We start from the raw sequence: 16,054 nt of genomic DNA, 5'->3' as shown, positions 1-16,054 counted from the left end.
TAGTTGAACATCCGGTGACGAACCGCGCAAGGGTCGCCTCGCGCCGGACGCGCGGGGGGCGGCGTCAGCGGAAGATGATGGTGCGCTGCCCGTCGAGCAGCACGCGGTCCTCGGCGAACCACTGCACGGCGCGCGAGAGCGTGCGCGACTCCTCGTCCTGGCCGATCGCGACCAGCTGCGCGGGCGTCTGCGTGTGGTCGACGCGCACGACGTTCTGCTCGATGATCGGCCCCTCGTCGAGGTCGCTCGTGACGAAGTGCGCGGTGGCGCCGATGAGCTTGACGCCGCGCGCGTGCGCCTGCCGGTAGGGGTTCGCGCCCTTGAAGCCGGGCAGGAAGGAGTGGTGGATGTTGATGATCCTGCCCTCGAGCGCCTCGCACAGCTCGGGGGAGAGCACCTGCATGTAGCGCGCGAGCACCACCAGCTCGATGCCCTCGGCCTCGACCACCTCGAGCACGCGGGCCTCGAACGCGGCCTTCGTGGACGCATCCGTCACCGGGGCGTGCTCGAAGGGCACGTCGTAGAACGCCGCGAGCGAGCCGAGGTCGGGGTGGTTCGAGAGCACGAGCGGGATGTCGACCGAGAGCTGCCCCGCGCGCTGGCGGAAGAGCATGTCGTTGAGGCAGTGGGCCGCCTTCGACACGAGCACGAGCGTCGTGAGCGGCCGGCCGACGTCGTCGAGCTGCCACTGCATGCCGTACTGCTCGACGACGGGTGCGAGCGTCGCCTCGAACTCGCCGCGGTCGGCCTCGGCCTCGACCTGCAGGCGCATGAAGAAGCGGTCGGTGTCGGCCGAGGAGAACTGCTGCGACTCGGTGATGTTGCCGCCGCATGCGACGATCGCGCCCGAGATGGCGTGCACGATGCCCGGTCGGTCGTCGCAGACGAACGACAGGATCCAGTGGTTGCTCACCCGATCGAGTCTACGAGGCGCCGAGCGCCGCCGGATCCCGGTGAGGCGTAGGCTCGACGGTCGTGAGCGAGCAGGCGGCGACCGGCCGGGACCAGGCGGCTCGGCCCTTCCCGCTGGCCGCGCTGCTGGTGCTCGCGCTCGCGATCTTCGTGAACATCTCGGTCGAGATGCTGCCGATGGGCCTCGTGCTGCCGATGAGCCGCGACCTCGGCGTCTCCGAGAGCGCGATCGGCCTGCTCGTGTCGGTCTTCGCGTTCACGGTCGTCGCCTCGTCGACCACGCTCATCCGCCTGACGCGACGGCTGCCCCGGCACCGGCTCGTCATCGGCGTGCTGCTCGTCTTCGCCGCGGCCACCGCTGCCGGCGCCGTCGTGCCCTCGTACGAGTGGGTCGTCGCCACGCGCATCGTCGGCGGCCTCGCGCACGGCGTCTTCTGGACGGTGGTGGGCGCGTACGCCGCCTACCTCGTGCCGAAGGAGCAGATCGGGCGGGCTGTCGCGATCACGAGCGCGGGCGGCTCGCTCGCGTTCGTGCTGGGCCTGCCGCTGTCGACGCTGCTCGGCCAGGCGGTCGGGTGGCGCGCGTCGTTCGCGGTGCTGGGCGTCGCGTGCCTCGTCGCCGCCTTCGCGGTGTGGCGGGTGCTGCCGGCCGTCGACCACCTCGCCGACGTCGCGACGACCGAGACGGGCTCGATCGCCGTGCCCGTGGCCGACCCCGACAAGTCGGTGCGGGGCATCGTCGTCGCGGTCGTCTCGACCACCCTCGCGATGACCGGGCAGTACGCCTTCTACACGTTCATCGCGCCGTTCCTCGTGCAGCACGCGGGCCTGCCGGAGGCGTGGCTCAGCCCCGCGCTGCTCGCCTACGGCCTCATGGGCGCGCTCGCGATCGTGGCGCTCACCCTGTGGCTCGGGCGCCGAGCGCTCGCGGGCGTCGTGCTGTGCATGGTGCTGATGCTCGCGACGATGCTCGTGCTCGTGCTCTCGACCGCGCTGCCGCTGACGATCGCCGCCGTGCTCGTCTGGGGGCTCGCGATGGGGGCGCTGCCGCCGCTGCTGCAGACGCGCGTGCTGCACGCCTCGACCGAGCGGCTGCTGCAGCCGGCGATGGCCTGGTACACGACCGGCTTCAACACCGGCATCGGCGGCGGCGCGCTGCTCGGCGCGATCGTCTACGACGCGGCCGGCCCCGGCGCGCTGCCGTGGGTGCTCTTCGCGGCGGTCGCGATCAGCCTCGTGCTCATCGGCTTCACGTCGCACCGGCGGCCGCTCGCGGCCTGACCGCGCTCACGCGAGGCCGGCGGGCACCGCCTCCTGCAGCGCTGCCCGCACGGCCGCGATCGCCGGGTTGCCGTCGGAGGCCGCGCGGGCGGCCGTGAACACCTCGCGGCGGGGCGCGCCCGGCAGCTCGACGATGCGGAAGCGCACGGGCGTGCCCGCCCACGTGAGGTCGTTCATGATGCCCACCGCGTGGCCGGTCTCGATGAGCCGCATCTGCGCCTGCAGGTCGGCGGTCGCGAAGCGCACGTCGGGCTCGAAGCCCGCCACTCGGCACTGCTGCTCGCCGAAGTGGCGCGAGGCGGCGCCCACTGGCTCCATCACCCACGGCATCCCGGCGGCGTCGGCCAGCGAGCGGATGCCGCTGCCCGGCGGCACGGCGAGCCGCAGCGCGTCGGTCATGAGCAGCCGCCGGTCGAGCCCCGCGTGCTGCGGTGCCGCGTGCCCGGGGTACTGCTCGGCGACGACGAGGTCGAAGTCGCCCACGAACGTGTCGTAGAGCGCCGTCTCGGGCTCGCGCTGCACCATCTCGACGCGCACCTCTGGCGCCGTGCCGGCGAGGATCCGCAGCATCTGCGGCACGAGTCCGAGCGCCGCCGACTGGAACACCGCCACGCGCACCGTGCCGACCGGGCGGCCGAGCGAGGCGGCGACGGCGCGCTCGGCGGCCTCGAGGGCGGTGAGGATGCCCTCGGCGTGCTGGGCGAGGAGCTCGCCCTGCGGGGTGAGGGCGAGCCGCCGCCCCTGCTTGCGCGTGAGCGGCACGCCCACCGCGCGCTCGAGCGCGGAGAGCTGCTGCGAGACGGCGCTCGGCGCGTAGGCGAGCGCGGTCGCGACGGCGGCGATCGTGCCGCGCAGGCGCAGCTCGCGCAGCAGGCGCAGGCGACGGATGTCGAGCATCGGCCCTCCCTCGAAAGCATCGTCGATCGCGACGGGTATCCGTCGTGAACCGTCACTGTACGCGATGGGTCGGCGGGTGCAGACTTGCCGCGGCGCGCGCTCGCGCGCTCGCAGCACGAGTTGAAGAGAGGGCAGCCGCATGGGCGCAGCCGCCACCCCCGCCGAGACCGACCACGCGAGCGAGCTCGAGAGCCTCCGCGCGCTCGCGCCCGCCATCGTCGCGCAGGTGCGCACGTGGCTGGAGGAGGCCGAGCGCATCCCCGCCGACGCGAGCGCCGAGCAGCTCGCCGGCGTGCTGCGCGACCCGAAGGGCCTCGACTTCGCCGTGCGCTTCGTCGACGGCGTCGTGCGCCCGGAGGACGTGCACGTCGCAGCCCTGACGCTCCGCGAGATCGCCGGCGCCGCACCCGCCTTCCTGCCCTGGCCGATGCGCCAGGCGCTCAAGCTCGGCGGCGGCGTCGCGCCGCTCGCGCCGCAGGTGGTCGTGCCCATCGCGCGCCGGGTGCTGCGCGAGATGGTCGGCCACCTCATCATCGACGCGACCGACGCCCGCCTCGGCGCCGCGATCGCGCGCATCCGCGCCACCGGCGCCCGCCTCAACGTCAACCTCCTCGGCGAGGCCGTGCTCGGCGACCGCGAGGCCGCACGCCGGCTCGAGGGCACGCTCGCGCTCATCGAGCGCCCCGACGTCGACTACGTCTCGATCAAGGTCTCGGCCACCACCGCGCCGCACCAGCCGTGGGCCTTCGACGCCGCCGTCGAGGAGGTCGTCGAGCGCCTGCTGCCGCTCTACCGCCGCGCGCACGCGACCGGCACCTTCATCAACCTCGACATGGAGGAGTACAAGGACCTCGAGATGACCATGGCGGTCTTCACGCGGATCCTCGCCACCGAGGGCCTCGAGTCGTACGAGGGCGGCATCGTGCTGCAGGCCTACCTCCCCGACGCCATGCCCGCGATGGAGCGCCTGCAGACGTGGGCGGCCGAGCGCATCGCCGCCGGCGGCGCACCCGTCAAGGTGCGCCTCGTGAAGGGCGCGAACCTCCCCATGGAGCGCGTCGAGTCGTCGCTGCACGACTGGCCGCTCGCCACGTGGCACACGAAGCAGGACAGCGACACCCACTACAAGCGCGTGCTCGCGTGGGCGCTCACGCCCGAGCGCGTGCGCGCCGTGCGGCTCGGCGTCGCCGGCCACAACCTCTTCGACGTCGCCTTCGCCTGGCTGCTGGCGAAGCAGCGCGGCATCGAGGCGGGCGCGGGCTCGGGCTCCGGCCTCGAGTTCGAGATGCTGCTCGGCATGGCGCAGGGCCAGGCCGAGGTCGTGCGCCGCGACGTCGGCGGGCTGCTCCTCTACACGCCCGTCGTGCACCCGGCCGAGTTCGACGTGGCGATCGCCTACCTGATCCGCCGCCTCGAGGAGGGCGCGAGCCGCGAGAACTTCATGTCGGCCGTGTTCGAGCTCGCGCGCGACGAGCACCTCTTCGAGCGCGAGCGCGACCGCTTCCTCGCATCGCTCGATGCGCTCGCGGCCCCCGCGCCCGCGACGCACCGCGTGCAGGACCGCACGCAGCCGGTCGCCGAGGGCCTCGCCCACGGCTTCCGCAACGCGCCCGACTCCGACCCGTCGCTGCCCGCCAACCAGGCGTGGGCGGCCGGCATCCGCGAGCGCGCCCAGCACTCGCGGCTCGGCGTCGACCTCGTCGCCGAGAGCACCCTGCACGACGCCGCGCAGCTCGAGCGGACGATCGAGACGGCCGTCGCCGCCAACGCCGCCTGGCGGGCGCTCTCGGGCGACGAGCGCGCCGAGATCCTGCACCGCGCCGGCCGCGAGCTCGAGGCGCGCCGCGCCGACCTCATGGAGGTCGCCGCGGCCGAGGCGGGCAAGACCCTCGCCCAGTCCGACCCCGAGGTCTCCGAGGCCATCGACTTCGCCCACTACTACGCCGAGCGGGCCCGCGACCTCGACCGGGTCGACGGGGCGGTCGCCGTGCCGTCGCGCCTCATCGCGGTCACCCCGCCGTGGAACTTCCCCATCGCGATCCCCGCGGGCTCGACGCTCGCCGCCCTCGCCTCCGGCGCATCCGTCATCATCAAGCCCGCCCGCGTCGCCGCGCGCAGCGGCGCCGTGATGGTCGAGGCGCTCTGGGCGGCCGGGGTGCCGCGCGACGTGCTGCAGCTCGTGCAGCTGGGGGAGCGCAGCCTCGGCGACCGCCTGATCGGCGACCCGCGCGTCGACCGCGTCATCCTCACCGGCGGCTTCGAGACCGCCCAGGCCTTCCGGCGCATCCGCCCCGACCTGCAGCTGCTCGCCGAGACGAGCGGCAAGAACGCCATCATCGTCACGCCGTCGGCCGACTACGACCTCGCCGCGAAGGACATCGTCGCGAGCGCCTTCGGCCACGCGGGCCAGAAGTGCTCGGCGGCGTCGCTCGCGATCCTGGTCGGGCAGGCCGGCCGCTCGCGCCGCCTGCACAACCAGATCGTCGACGGCGTTCGCTCGCTCACCGTCGGCCAGCCGTGGGATGCGACGACCCAGATGGGCCCGATCATCGCGCCCGCGGAGGGCAAGCTGCTCGAGGGCCTCACGGCGCTCGGGGAGGGCGAGCAGTGGGTGATCGAGCCCGAGCGGCTCGACGAGGAGGGGCGCCTGTGGAGCCCCGGCGTGCGCGCAGGCGTGCGCCCGGGCAGCGAGTACCACCGCACCGAGTACTTCGGCCCGATCCTCGGCATCATGCGCGTCGAGACGCTCGAGGAGGCGATCGCGCTCGTGAACGAGGTCGACTACGGCCTCACCTCCGGCCTGCACTCGCTCGACCCGGCCGAGATCGGCACGTGGCTCGAGCGCGTCGAGGCGGGCAACCTCTACGTCAACCGCGGCATCACGGGCGCCATCGTGCAGCGCCAGCCCTTCGGCGGTTGGAAGCGCTCGGTGGTCGGCCCCACGACCAAGGCGGGCGGCCCCAGCTACCTCATGCCCCTCGTCGACTGGCGCCCCTCGCAGGCGCGCGAGCTCGCGCCCCTCGAACACGAGGGCGTGCGTGTCGTCGTCGAGGCGGCCGAGTCGCTCGCGCGGTCGGCGGATGCGTCGGTGACGGCCGACGAGGCCGCCGCAGTCCGGCGCGCGGCCGGCTCCGACCAGCACGTGTGGTCGCGCGAGCTGGGCGTCGCGCTCGACGTGCAGCGCCTCTCGGCCGAGCGCGACATCCTGCGCCACCTGCCGATGCCCGGCGTCACCATCCGCCTCGCCGAGGGCGGCCGCGTCGCGCAGCTCGCGCGCACGGTCGCCGCGGCGCTGCGCGCCGGCGCCGAGGTGCGCGTCTCGACCGCGGTCGAGCCTGCGCCCGCGATGCGGGCGGCGCTCGCGGCGGCGGGCATCCCGGTGGCGGTCGAGGACGACGCGGCCTTCCGCGTCTCGGCGCAGCGCCTCGCGCAGGGCCGCATCCGCTACCTGGCCGCCGAGGACGCGGTCGCCGAGGGCGTGCGCGCGCTCGCGGAGGCGGTCGACGGCCGCCCCGACCTCGCGATCGTCGCCCACCCGGTGACCGAGTCGGGCCGGCTCGAGCTGCTGCCGTTCCTGCGGGAGCAGGCGGTCGCCATCACGGCGCACCGCTTCGGCACGCCGAACCACCTCACCGACGCGCTCATCTAGCGCGTCCGCCCGCCGATTGGTCACTCGTTGCTGCCTGGAGCCCGCTCCGGCAGCAACGAGTGACCAATCGGGATGGAGCGGGTTCGGGCGCGGAGGAGCCGGCGGCGGCCGCGCGGGCCGGGATGCGGCAGGTCAGGCGGCCGCGGCGTGCGCCTCGCGCAGCCAGGCGTCGACCTCGTCGTCGAGCTCGCTCGCGTCGCGCACCTCGAGGTGGTGCATCCACACGCGCGGCGACGGATGCGCGACCTGCTTCCAGCGCCGCGACAAGTCGGGGCGCGGGAGCGCGATCGACAGCACGACGGGCACGTCCGAGCGCACGACCATGCCGGGCCGCCAGACGATCGCGAACGTGCGCCGGCGCCGGTAGGCGATCTGCGTCCTCGACGCCCGCTCCTCGACCTCGCCGAGCGCCTCGACGCGGGCGGCGATCGCGCGCTGCAGCGCCGCGCCGCGCGGATCGTCGGCGAAGAGCGCTGCCGCCGGTGCCCGCATGCCGCGCCCGACTACAGCACGAGGTGCTGGCGGCCGTCGAGCAGCTCGCGGGCGGCGTCGAGGTGCCCCGCGTGGGTCGCGGTGTCGACGAGCACGTGCAGCAGCACGGCGCCGAGGTCGCCGAACGCCGCCTCCGGCCAGTCGGGGTCGGGCATGCGCGGTGCGGCGTCGAGGGGGAGCGCGGCGAGGATCCGGTCGGAGCGCGCGATCGCGTCGCGGTACTCCTGCACCACCGCATCCGTCGGCTCGTCGGGCTCGACGCGCCAGTCGGCGGGCCGGCCCTCGTCGAGCGCGGCGTCCTCGACGGGCCAGTAGTCGAGCGGCTCGCCGGCCATGACCGTGTGGAACCAGTAGCGCTCGCAGCCGAGCGTCACGTGCCGCACGAGCCCGATGGGCGACCAGCCCGACGGCAGCGCGGGGGTGCGCAGCTGCGCGTCGTCGAGCCCCTCGATGGCGGCGAGGATGTGGCGGCGCTGGGCGTCGAGCGCCTCGAGCAGCTGGGCGCGGACGCGGTCGTGGCTCACGCGGCGATCCAACCACGCGCCCCTGCGGCTCAGCCCGCCGACCAGCCGCCGTCGTTCGGGATGATCGCGCCCGAGACGTTGCTCGCCGCGTCCGAGACGAGGAACGCCGCGAGGTTCGCCTGCTCGATCGGCTGCGCCACGCGCTGCGCCGACTGGTGCACGGGCGTGAGCGCCGCGAGGCCCTCCTGGTCGATGTGCTGCTGGATGTCGGGCGTCATCACGTTCGTCTCGACGCCGCCGGGGCAGATCGCGTTCGCGCGGATGCCCTGCTTGGCGTAGACGTACGCGGTGTTGCGGGTGAGGCCGATGAGGCCGTGCTTCGACGCCGTGTAGGCGGCGCCGGCGGCCGCGCCGCGGATGCCCGCCTCGCTCGCGATGTTCACGATCGAGCCCGAGCCCTGCGGCAGCATCACGCGCAGGGCCGCGCGCGTGAGGTAGAACGGCGCCGAGAGGTTGACCCGCAGGATGCGGTCCCACAGCGCGTCGTCGACCCCCGCGGCGCCGGCGAAGCGGTCCATGATCCCCGCGTTGTTGACGAGCGCGTCGAGCCGGCCGTAGCGCTCGACGGCGGCCGCGACGACCGCGTCGGCGACGGCCGGGTCGCCGATGTCGCCGACCATGGCGGATGCGGTCCCGCCGTCGCCCGCGACGGTCGCGGCCGTCTCCTCGGCGGTCGCCGCGATGTCGCTCACGACGACGCTCGCGCCGAGGCTCGCGAACAGCTGGCAGATGCTGCGGCCGATGCCGCTGCCCCCGCCCGTGACGACGGCCACCTTGCCGGTCAGGTCGATGACACTCATGGACGCTCCTCACACCGGTCGGGGCGGCTCCGCGGCTCGGCGCCGCTCCCGAGGGATCCTCCGCTCAGCGTGCCCCCCGCGTCGGGCCCGCGCAAGTACCATGAGAGCGGCCGTGACTGGCGCAGAGGTGGAGCACCACCGGGGAGCGGCCGACCGTGAGCCGCGCGCCTGGGCGTCCCATCCAGCGACGCGCGCCAGCGCACCAGCGAAGGAGCATCCGTGACCGACCGCCTGCCCAGCACGTTCAACTCGCCTCTCACCGAGGTCGACCCCGAGATCGCCGCGGTGCTCCAGCAGGAGCTCGACCGCCAGCGCGACTACCTGGAGATGATCGCCAGCGAGAACTTCGTGCCGGTCGCGGTGCTCGAGGCCGCCGGCTCGGTGCTCACGAACAAGTACGCCGAGGGCTACCCGGGCCGCCGCTACTACGGCGGCTGCGAGTTCGTCGACGTCGCCGAGTCGCTCGCCATCGAGCGCGCGAAGTCGCTCTTCGGCGCCGCGTTCGCGAACGTGCAGCCCCACTCGGGCGCGACCGCCAACGCGGCCGTGCTGCACGCGATCGCCCGGCCCGGCGACACGATCCTCGGCCTCTCGCTCGACCACGGCGGCCACCTCACGCACGGCATGAAGATCAACTTCTCCGGCCGCCTCTACGACATCGTCGCCTATGGCGTCGACGAGCAGACGAGCCGCGTCGACATGGCCGAGGTGCGCCGCCTCGCCGTCGAGCACCAGCCGAAGGTGATCATCGCCGGCTGGTCGGCGTACCCGCGCCAGCTGGACTTCGCCGAGTTCCGAGCGATCGCCGACGAGGTCGGCGCGCTGCTGTGGGTCGACATGGCGCACTTCGCGGGCCTCGTCGCCGCGGGCCTGCACCCGAACCCCGTGCCGCACGCGCACGTCGTGTCGTCGACCGTGCACAAGACGATCGGCGGCCCGCGCTCCGGCTTCATCCTCACGAACGACGCCGACATCGCCAAGAAACTGAACTCGGCGGTCTTCCCCGGCCAGCAGGGCGGACCGCTCATGCACGTGATCGCCGCGAAGGCGACCGCGTTCAAGCTCGCCGCGTCGGAGGAGTTCAAGGAGCGCCAGGAGCGCACCCTGCGCGGCGCGCACATCCTCGCCGAGCGGCTGCAGCAGCAGGACGTCAAGGATGCGGGCATCTCGGTGCGCTCCGGCGGCACCGACGTGCACCTCGTGCTCGTCGACCTGCGCGATGCCGCGATCGACGGCAAGCAGGCCGAGGACCTCCTGCACGAGATCCGCATCACCGTGAACCGCAACGCGGTCCCCAACGACCCGCGCCCGCCGATGGTCACGAGCGGCCTCCGCATCGGCACCCCGGCGCTCGCGACCCGCGGCTTCGGCGACGAGGAGTTCACCGAGGTCGCCGACGTCATCGCGCTCGCGCTGCTGCCGGGCGCCGACCTCGAGTCGCTCCGCGCGCGCGTCGCGACGCTCGCCGAGGCCTTCCCGCTCTACCCGGGCGTCGGACCCTCCGGGCAGCCCGAGGTGGTGCACGAGCTCGGATCGAGCGTCGACCGATGACCGCGCAGATCCTCGACGGCAACCGCACCGCATCCGCCATCAAGGCGGAGCTGCGCGAGCGGGTCGACGCGCTGAAGGCGAAGGGCGTCACGCCCGGCCTCGGCACACTGCTCGTCGGCGACGACCCGGCGAGCCAGTCGTACGTCAAGGGCAAGCACCGCGACTGCGCCGAGGTGGGCATCGAGTCGATCCGCGTCGACCTGCCGTCGAGCGCGTCGAGCGCCGACGTGCGGGCCGCGATCCGCGACCTCAACGAGGCGCGCGAGGTGACCGGCTACATCATCCAGCTGCCGCTGCCGCCGGGCCACGACGAGCACGCGATGCTCACGCTCATGGATCCGGCGAAGGATGCCGACGGGCTGCACCCCATCAACCTCGGCAAGCTCGTACTGGGCGTCGACGGCCCGATCGACTCGCCGCTGCCGTGCACCCCGGCGGGCATCGTGCAGATGCTGCGCCGGCACGACATCGAGATCGCGGGCGCGACCGTCGCGATCGTCGGCCGCGGGCTGACGGTGGGGCGGCCGCTCGGGCTGCTGCTGACCCGCAAGGGCATCGACGCGACCGTCACGCTCTGCCACTCGCGCACGCCCGACCTGGCTGCGCAGGTGCGCGAGGCCGACATCGTCGTCGCGGCGGTGGGCGTGCCCGGGCTCATCAAGGCCGACTGGGTGAAGCCGGGCGCGGCGGTGCTCGACGTCGGCATCACGCGCGGGCTGTCGGCCGAGACCGGCAAGGTGAAGCTGCTCGGCGACGTCGACCCCGGCGTCAAGGAGGTCGCGGCGTGGGTGTCGCCGGTGCCCGGGGGCGTCGGCCCGATGACGCGCGTCATGCTGCTCGACAACGTCGTGCAGATGGCGGAGCAGGCGGTGCGCTCCCGCTAGTCGGAGCCGCGGTAGGCGTCGCGCAGCGCCGGGTAGTAGTCGTCCCAGTCGGGCATCGGCTGCCCGGCGAGCGCGGCGACCAGCCGGTCGAGGTACCACTCCCAACCGGCCGCGATGTCGGGCACCGAGGCGGCCGGCACGTCGTGGTGGGTGAAGCGGATGGTCGTGCCCGAGCCCGTCTCGTGCCCGCCGTCGACGAGCTCGACCTCGAGGCTCCACGAGCCGTGCTCGTCGGTGGTCAGCACCGCGAGGTGCTCGGGGGCGTCGCAGTCGAGGATCTCGACCGCCTGGGTGGCGTCGCCCTCCTCGGCGGTCATCGCGAGCACCACCTCTCCGGAGTCGGGGTCGCCCACGTAGGCGCCGAACCAGGTGCTGAGCTCGCGCGACTCCGCGAGGTACGGCCAGACCGCGATCGCGTCGTGGTCGACCCTGCGCTCGAGCACCAGCTCGGCCGCGTCGCCGTGCCGCACGACCGTGCCGGTCGGTGTGATGGGCATGTGGCTCCCTCCGGTGCGGCCGAGCCTACGCATCCGCCGACCCCGCCCGCTAGGGCGCCGACCGGTCAGTGCGCGTGGATGGCGTCGACGTAGAGCTGGATGCGCTTGGCGTACGTCTCGGCGTTGCGGGCGATGCCGCGCCGCTCGTCCTCGGTCGTCTCGCGGCGCACCTTGCCGGGCACGCCCGCCACGAGCGAGTGGTCGGGGATGACGGTGCCCTCGGTGACGAGCGCGCCGGCCGCGATGATCGAGCCGGTGCCGATGACGGCCCCGTTCATCACGGTCGCGTGCATGCCGATGAGCACGTCGTCCTCGACGGTGCAGCCGTGCACGACCGCGTTGTGCCCGATCGACACCCGCGCGCCGATCTGGAGCGGCGACCCGTGGTCGACGTGCAGCGAGCAGCTGTCCTGCACGTTCGAGTCATCGCCGATCGTGATCGGCTCCTCCTCGGCGCGGAGGCTCGCACCGGGCCAGACGCCGACGCGCTCGCCCAGCGAGACGGCGCCGGCGATCACGGCGCCCGGCATCACGAGGGCGGACTTCGGCAGGTGGGGCGCGTGCCCCGGCAGCGGGATGATCGTGGCGCGCTCGTGGACGGTCATGGCGTCAGCCTACGCCGGGGCGCGAGGGGCCATGATGGCCGCATGCGCACCTCGCCCGACCGCATCGACGCCCTCCAGCCCAACGAGGTCTTCGTCTTCGGCTCCAACGCCGCAGGCGCCCACCACGGCGGCGCGGCGCGCCTCGCGCACGAGCGCTTCGGCGCCGTGTGGGGCGAGGGGCACGGGCACCACGGGCAGTCGTACGCGGTCGACACGATGAGCGGGCTCGCCACCATCCGCGACGAGGTCGCGACCCTGCTGCGCTACGCCGCCGAGCATCCGGAACTCGACTTCCTCGTCACCGAGCTCGGCTGCGGCATCGCCGGGCACCGCCCGGAGGAGATCGCGCCGCTCTTCGCCGGCGCGGGCGAGAACGTGCTGCTGCCGAGGCGCTTCCGGGCGCTGCTCGACTGAGGCATGCCGAGAAGCGATTCGTGCGCTTCTCGGAGAAGTGGGGTACACAGAGAGGAGCGGCCCGCCCGGGACGCCCGATCCGAGGGAGGCACGGTGTCGACGACGACCGCGAAGCCGCGCATGACCAAGCTGCAGCGGCGGGAGGCGATCGCCGGCTACCTGTTCATCTCGCCGTGGATCGTGGGCTTCCTCGTGTTCACGCTCGGCGCGATGGTCTATAGCCTCGTCATCTCGTTCAGCCACTACCAGCTCGCGACCGACACGGCCCGGCCGGCCGGCTTCTCGAACTACCAGGCGCTCGTCGAGGACCCGAAGGTCATGACGGCGCTCGCGAACACGCTGTACTACGCGGTGCTCGCCGTGCCGCTCGAGGTGCTGCTCGCGCTCGGGCTCGCGCTGCTGCTCAACAGCCAGCGGCGCGGCGCGGGGCTCTTCCGCACCATCTTCTACCTGCCGAAGATGACGCCGGTGGTGGCCACCGCATCCGTCTTCCTCCTGCTGCTGAACGGCAGCCAGGGCGCCATCAACCGGGGGCTCGCGGCGATCGGCATCGACGGGCCGCAGTGGCTGCTCGACCCGGCGTGGATCAAGCCCTCGATCGTGCTCATGACCCTGTGGGGCGTCGCGGGCACGATGGTCATCTTCCTCGCCGCGCTCCAGAACGTGCCGACCGACCTCTACGAGGCGGCGTCGCTCGACGGGGCGGGCGCCTTCCGCCGGTTCTGGAACGTGACGCTGCCGATGATCTCGCCGGCGATCTTCTTCAACGTGCTCGTGCTCACGATCGCGGCGTTCCAGATCTTCGACCAGGCATTCCTGCTCTTCCACCGCGACACGGTGCAGGGCTCCTCCGACGCGTCGCTCTTCTACGCCATCTACCTCTTCCAGCAGGCGTTCCGGCAGTTCAACTTCGGCTTCGCGGCGGCCATGGCGTGGCTGCTGTTCCTCATCATCCTCGTCATCTCGCTCATCCAGATGCGGGTCGGCAACCGGTTCGTCTACTACGAGAGCGAGGACGCGCGATGAGCTCGCCCGTGCAGCCAGGCCAGATCCAGGAGGCGCACGTCGTCGCGCCCGAGCCGGCGGAATCGGTCGAGCGGTCTGACGCGTCGCCCCGCCGGCGCCGGCGCCGTCCCGGGCCGGCGCTCACGCCGCTCGGCCGCGTGGGGGAGGCGTTGCGGTGGGTGCTGCTGCTCGGCTGCAGCGCGCTGTTCCTCTACCCGTTCGCGTGGCTGCTGGCCGCGAGCTTCAAGCCGCGCGGCGAGGTCTTCGACAACCGCCTCATCCCGCAGACGTGGCAGCCCGAGAACTACGTGCAGGTCTTCGACGAGCTGCCGCTCGTGGCGTGGCTCGGCAACAGCCTGCTCATCGCCGTGCTCGCCGCCGCGCTCGTGACGGTGTCGAGCTCGCTCGTCGCCTTCGGCTTCGCCTACTTCCGGTTCCCCGGCCGCAAGGTGCTCTTCGGCGTCGTGCTCGCGACCATGATGCTGCCGGGCGCGGTGACGCTCGTGCCGCAGTTCCTCATCTGGAACCAGCTCGGCTTCGTCGGCACCCACGTGCCGCTGTGGGGCGCCAACCTCTTCGGCTCCGCGTTCTACATCTTCCTGCAGCGCCAGTTCTTCCTCAGCCTGCCGAAGGAGCTGTTCGAGGCGGCGCGCATCGACGGGCTGAGCGCGTGGGGGCAGTTCTGGCGCATCGCGTTCCCGCTCTCGGTGCCCTCGTTCGTGATCGTGTTCCTCTTCGAGTTCCAGGCCAGCTGGAACAACCTGCAGGGCGCGCTCATCTACCTGAACGCCGGATCCCCGGAGGCCTACACGGTGCCGCTCGGCATCGCGAGCGCGATGACGAAGTACAGCCCCACCTCGGGCGGCCACGGCGACTACCAGTACGTGATGGTCGCGGCGCTCATCGTGACGCTGCCGATGCTCATCCTGTTCGCCTTCGGGCAGCGCTCGTTCATCGAGGGCCTCGCGACCTCCGGCCGCAAGGGCTGAGCGGCCCGGGCGCAGACAGCACGACGGGGCGGAGTCGCCTCCGCCCCGTCGCTCCGTCCAGCGCCGCGTCAGCCGCCCGCGACCTGGTCGTACGCGCGCTGCGCGGCCTCCTGGGCCGCGGTCAGCGCCTCCTGCGCCGAGCGCTCGCCGAGGAGCGCCGACTGCATGGCGTTCTCGAGCTCGCCCTGGATCTGCTGACCGGCGGGCGAGCCGCCGAGCGACGCGCCCTCCGCCGCGACCGCGTAGTACGCCTCGATCGCCTCCTCGAAGCCGGGGAAGCCCTCCGCAGAGGCGAACTCGTCGCGGATCTGCATGTCGCTCTCGGGCGAGCCGGTGAAGAGGCCGGTGTTGATGCCGAGCCGCTCGGGCTCCGCCTCGGTCGTCTCGGCACGCGCCTCCGCGGCCGCCTGCCACGCCTCGGGGTCCGTCAGCGCGAGCGCCCACGCGCACGCGGCCGACGGGTTCTCGGCGCCGGCCGGGATGACGAACGACGAGCCGCCGGTCGCCGTGAACGGCTGGCCCTCCTGGTTCCTGATCGGCACCGCGCCGATCTCGATCTGCTCGGCGTACGGCGTGAGCACGTTGACGTACCACTGGTCGAACACGGCGGCGCCGACGCCGTCGGTCACGTACGGGTTGCCGTCGCCGAAGATGTCGAACGACTCGACGAGGCCGGTGACCTCGGCGAAGCCGCCCTGCGCGTCGTAGAGCTCGATGAGGAACTCCGCGGCCGCGACGTTCTCCTCGCGGTCGAGCGTGGGAGCGCCCGACTCGTCGACGATGCCGCCGCCGAACGACAGCATCCACATCGCCGCCTTCGAGACGCCCTGCGGGTCGAAGCCGACGCGGCTGATGGAGCCGCCCTCGGAGACCGTCATCGCCTCGGCGGCCGCGATGAGCGCCTCGGGGTCGCTCGGGTCGAGGTCGTCGGCCGAGACGCCGGCCTCCTCCATGACGCGGGTGTTCGTGAGGATGAGCGGCGGCTGGTAGAACTGCGGCACCGCCCACACCTGGTCCTGCCACGTGACGTCCTGCACGACCTGCGGGTACCAGCGCTGCTGCGCGTCGACCTCGTGCGCCGCGAAGCACTCGTCGAGCGGCATGATGAGGCCCTGCGCCGCGTACGTCGCCACGAACTGCCGGTCGATCTGCACCACGTCCGGCATGTTGCCGGAGGCGGCGAGGGTCGTGAACTTCTGCGCGTCGAACGCGGTCTGGTCGAGCTCGATCTCGACGCCCTCCAGCTGCGAGGCCGCGTGGTCGAGGCGCGCCTGCCCGACGTCGTCGGTGTTCTCGAAGCCCCATCCCGTCATCGCGCCCGTGGGGTCCGCGGTGAAGTCCGCGTCGGCCGCCGCCCCGCCGCCGCCGCACCCGGTCAGCAGCAGTGCTGCTGCGATGGCGCCTGCCGCGCCCGCCCGTGCTCGCATGTCGTTCTCCTTCTGCCAGGGATGGCCGAGCGCGGCCCGCGTCGGCCCTGGCTGGATCGTAACCCGATCCTGTCCCCCAGAGGGAAGCGGTTCTCCCAGGAACCGCTCCGCCGCTCCCGCACGCGAG

15 protein-coding genes and 1 riboswitch are annotated in these 16,054 nt (G+C 73.1%); of the genes, 7 read left to right on the top strand and 8 right to left on the bottom strand.

Features of this window, described 5'->3' with window-relative positions; translation table 11 throughout:
• Positions 1–64: 64 nt before the first annotated feature.
• A complete protein-coding gene (purU, locus tag AC1RNL_RS00655; RefSeq protein ID WP_492934149.1) occupies positions 65–913 on the bottom strand; it encodes a formyltetrahydrofolate deformylase in 849 nt (282 codons plus the stop codon).
• A gap of 62 nt (positions 914–975) precedes the next feature.
• Between purU and AC1RNL_RS00650 the strand changes: the two genes are divergently transcribed.
• Positions 976–2,193 carry an MFS transporter gene (locus AC1RNL_RS00650; protein WP_492934148.1) on the top strand — a complete coding sequence of 406 codons (1,218 nt, stop codon included), beginning with the start codon at positions 976–978 and terminating at the stop codon, positions 2,191–2,193.
• A 6-nt stretch (positions 2,194–2,199) separates the two neighbouring features.
• Here AC1RNL_RS00650 and AC1RNL_RS00645 read toward each other — a convergent pair whose 3' ends face one another.
• Complete coding sequence (locus tag AC1RNL_RS00645) at positions 2,200–3,090, bottom strand: LysR substrate-binding domain-containing protein (protein ID WP_492934147.1); 891 nt, start codon at positions 3,088–3,090, stop codon at positions 2,200–2,202.
• A 139-nt stretch (positions 3,091–3,229) separates the two neighbouring features.
• On the opposite strand from AC1RNL_RS00645, the gene AC1RNL_RS00640 reads away from it, so the two are divergent.
• Positions 3,230–6,739, top strand: a complete 3,510-nt coding sequence (locus tag AC1RNL_RS00640) for a proline dehydrogenase family protein (RefSeq protein ID WP_492934146.1) — start codon at positions 3,230–3,232, stop codon at positions 6,737–6,739.
• Between the two features lie 132 nt (positions 6,740–6,871).
• Here the strand turns inward: AC1RNL_RS00640 and AC1RNL_RS00635 are convergent, their stop codons facing one another.
• From AC1RNL_RS00635 to AC1RNL_RS00625, 3 genes are read right to left on the bottom strand one after another with little or no spacing between them, the layout of a single operon-like run.
• Positions 6,872–7,231 carry a DUF5655 domain-containing protein gene (locus AC1RNL_RS00635; RefSeq protein ID WP_492934145.1) on the bottom strand — a complete coding sequence of 120 codons (360 nt, stop codon included), beginning with the start codon at positions 7,229–7,231 and terminating at the stop codon, positions 6,872–6,874.
• A gap of 11 nt (positions 7,232–7,242) precedes the next feature.
• On the bottom strand, positions 7,243–7,755 hold the full coding sequence (locus AC1RNL_RS00630; RefSeq protein ID WP_246990402.1) for a DinB family protein: 513 nt from the start codon (positions 7,753–7,755) through the stop codon (positions 7,243–7,245).
• A gap of 29 nt (positions 7,756–7,784) precedes the next feature.
• Entirely contained in the window at positions 7,785–8,555 is a 771-nt protein-coding gene (locus tag AC1RNL_RS00625) for an SDR family oxidoreductase (RefSeq protein WP_492934144.1), read from the bottom strand.
• A gap of 102 nt (positions 8,556–8,657) precedes the next feature.
• Positions 8,658–8,736: riboswitch (ZMP/ZTP riboswitch) on the top strand.
• Between the two features lie 38 nt (positions 8,737–8,774).
• On the opposite strand from AC1RNL_RS00625, the gene glyA reads away from it, so the two are divergent.
• Entirely contained in the window at positions 8,775–10,106 is a 1,332-nt protein-coding gene (gene glyA / locus AC1RNL_RS00620) for a serine hydroxymethyltransferase (RefSeq protein WP_364195286.1), read from the top strand.
• The gene (locus AC1RNL_RS00615; protein ID WP_400532027.1) at positions 10,103–10,990 is read left to right on the top strand and encodes a bifunctional methylenetetrahydrofolate dehydrogenase/methenyltetrahydrofolate cyclohydrolase; all 888 of its coding nucleotides are present in this window, start codon (positions 10,103–10,105) and stop codon (positions 10,988–10,990) included. The genes glyA and AC1RNL_RS00615 overlap by 4 nt, the downstream gene beginning before the upstream one ends.
• Here AC1RNL_RS00615 and AC1RNL_RS00610 read toward each other — a convergent pair.
• Together AC1RNL_RS00610 and AC1RNL_RS00605 are read right to left on the bottom strand one after the other, a co-directional pair.
• On the bottom strand, positions 10,987–11,487 hold the full coding sequence (locus AC1RNL_RS00610; protein WP_492934143.1) for an SRPBCC domain-containing protein: 501 nt from the start codon (positions 11,485–11,487) through the stop codon (positions 10,987–10,989). The two genes, AC1RNL_RS00615 and AC1RNL_RS00610, sit on opposite strands and share 4 nt — an antisense overlap.
• A gap of 65 nt (positions 11,488–11,552) precedes the next feature.
• The gene (locus tag AC1RNL_RS00605; RefSeq protein WP_492934142.1) at positions 11,553–12,092 is read right to left on the bottom strand and encodes a gamma carbonic anhydrase family protein; all 540 of its coding nucleotides are present in this window, start codon (positions 12,090–12,092) and stop codon (positions 11,553–11,555) included.
• A gap of 42 nt (positions 12,093–12,134) precedes the next feature.
• On the opposite strand from AC1RNL_RS00605, the gene AC1RNL_RS00600 reads away from it, so the two are divergent.
• The 3 genes from AC1RNL_RS00600 to AC1RNL_RS00590 all read left to right on the top strand — a co-directional run bounded on the left by AC1RNL_RS00600 (position 12,135) and on the right by AC1RNL_RS00590 (position 14,500).
• Positions 12,135–12,506, top strand: coding sequence for an A1S_2505 family phage non-structural protein (locus tag AC1RNL_RS00600; RefSeq protein ID WP_310121928.1), 372 nt, complete (start codon positions 12,135–12,137; stop codon positions 12,504–12,506).
• A gap of 120 nt (positions 12,507–12,626) precedes the next feature.
• Positions 12,627–13,532: a carbohydrate ABC transporter permease gene (locus AC1RNL_RS00595; RefSeq protein ID WP_492934141.1), complete on the top strand. Its 906-nt coding sequence runs from the start codon at positions 12,627–12,629 to the stop codon at positions 13,530–13,532.
• Positions 13,529–14,500, top strand: a complete 972-nt coding sequence (locus AC1RNL_RS00590; protein WP_492934140.1) for a carbohydrate ABC transporter permease — start codon at positions 13,529–13,531, stop codon at positions 14,498–14,500. The genes AC1RNL_RS00595 and AC1RNL_RS00590 overlap by 4 nt, the downstream gene beginning before the upstream one ends.
• 68 nt (positions 14,501–14,568) lie before the next feature.
• On the opposite strand, the gene AC1RNL_RS00585 is transcribed toward AC1RNL_RS00590, so the two are convergent.
• On the bottom strand, positions 14,569–15,927 hold the full coding sequence (locus tag AC1RNL_RS00585; protein WP_492934139.1) for an extracellular solute-binding protein: 1,359 nt from the start codon (positions 15,925–15,927) through the stop codon (positions 14,569–14,571).
• Between the last annotated feature and the right edge of the window lie 127 nt (positions 15,928–16,054).

The sequence above is a fragment of the Agrococcus sp. GW821-FHT14H11 genome, assembly GCF_058803545.1.
Note: the sequence above shows the minus strand (reverse complement) of the source record. Positions and strands in the feature narration are given on the sequence as shown.

Coding starts and splice junctions, on each gene's coding strand:
- AC1RNL_RS00625 (WP_492934144.1), bottom strand. CDS start 8,555: ATGAGTGTCATCGACCTGACCGGCAAGGTGGCCGTCGTCACGGGCGGG.
- AC1RNL_RS00635 (WP_492934145.1), bottom strand. CDS start 7,231: ATGCGGGCACCGGCGGCAGCGCTCTTCGCCGACGATCCGCGCGGCGCG.
- AC1RNL_RS00645 (WP_492934147.1), bottom strand. CDS start 3,090: ATGCTCGACATCCGTCGCCTGCGCCTGCTGCGCGAGCTGCGCCTGCGC.
- AC1RNL_RS00595 (WP_492934141.1), top strand. CDS start 12,627: ATGACCAAGCTGCAGCGGCGGGAGGCGATCGCCGGCTACCTGTTCATC.
- AC1RNL_RS00600 (WP_310121928.1), top strand. CDS start 12,135: ATGCGCACCTCGCCCGACCGCATCGACGCCCTCCAGCCCAACGAGGTC.
- AC1RNL_RS00615 (WP_400532027.1), top strand. CDS start 10,103: ATGACCGCGCAGATCCTCGACGGCAACCGCACCGCATCCGCCATCAAG.
- AC1RNL_RS00610 (WP_492934143.1), bottom strand. CDS start 11,487: ATGCCCATCACACCGACCGGCACGGTCGTGCGGCACGGCGACGCGGCC.
- AC1RNL_RS00590 (WP_492934140.1), top strand. CDS start 13,529: ATGAGCTCGCCCGTGCAGCCAGGCCAGATCCAGGAGGCGCACGTCGTC.
- AC1RNL_RS00640 (WP_492934146.1), top strand. CDS start 3,230: ATGGGCGCAGCCGCCACCCCCGCCGAGACCGACCACGCGAGCGAGCTC.
- AC1RNL_RS00605 (WP_492934142.1), bottom strand. CDS start 12,092: ATGACCGTCCACGAGCGCGCCACGATCATCCCGCTGCCGGGGCACGCG.
- AC1RNL_RS00585 (WP_492934139.1), bottom strand. CDS start 15,927: ATGCGAGCACGGGCGGGCGCGGCAGGCGCCATCGCAGCAGCACTGCTG.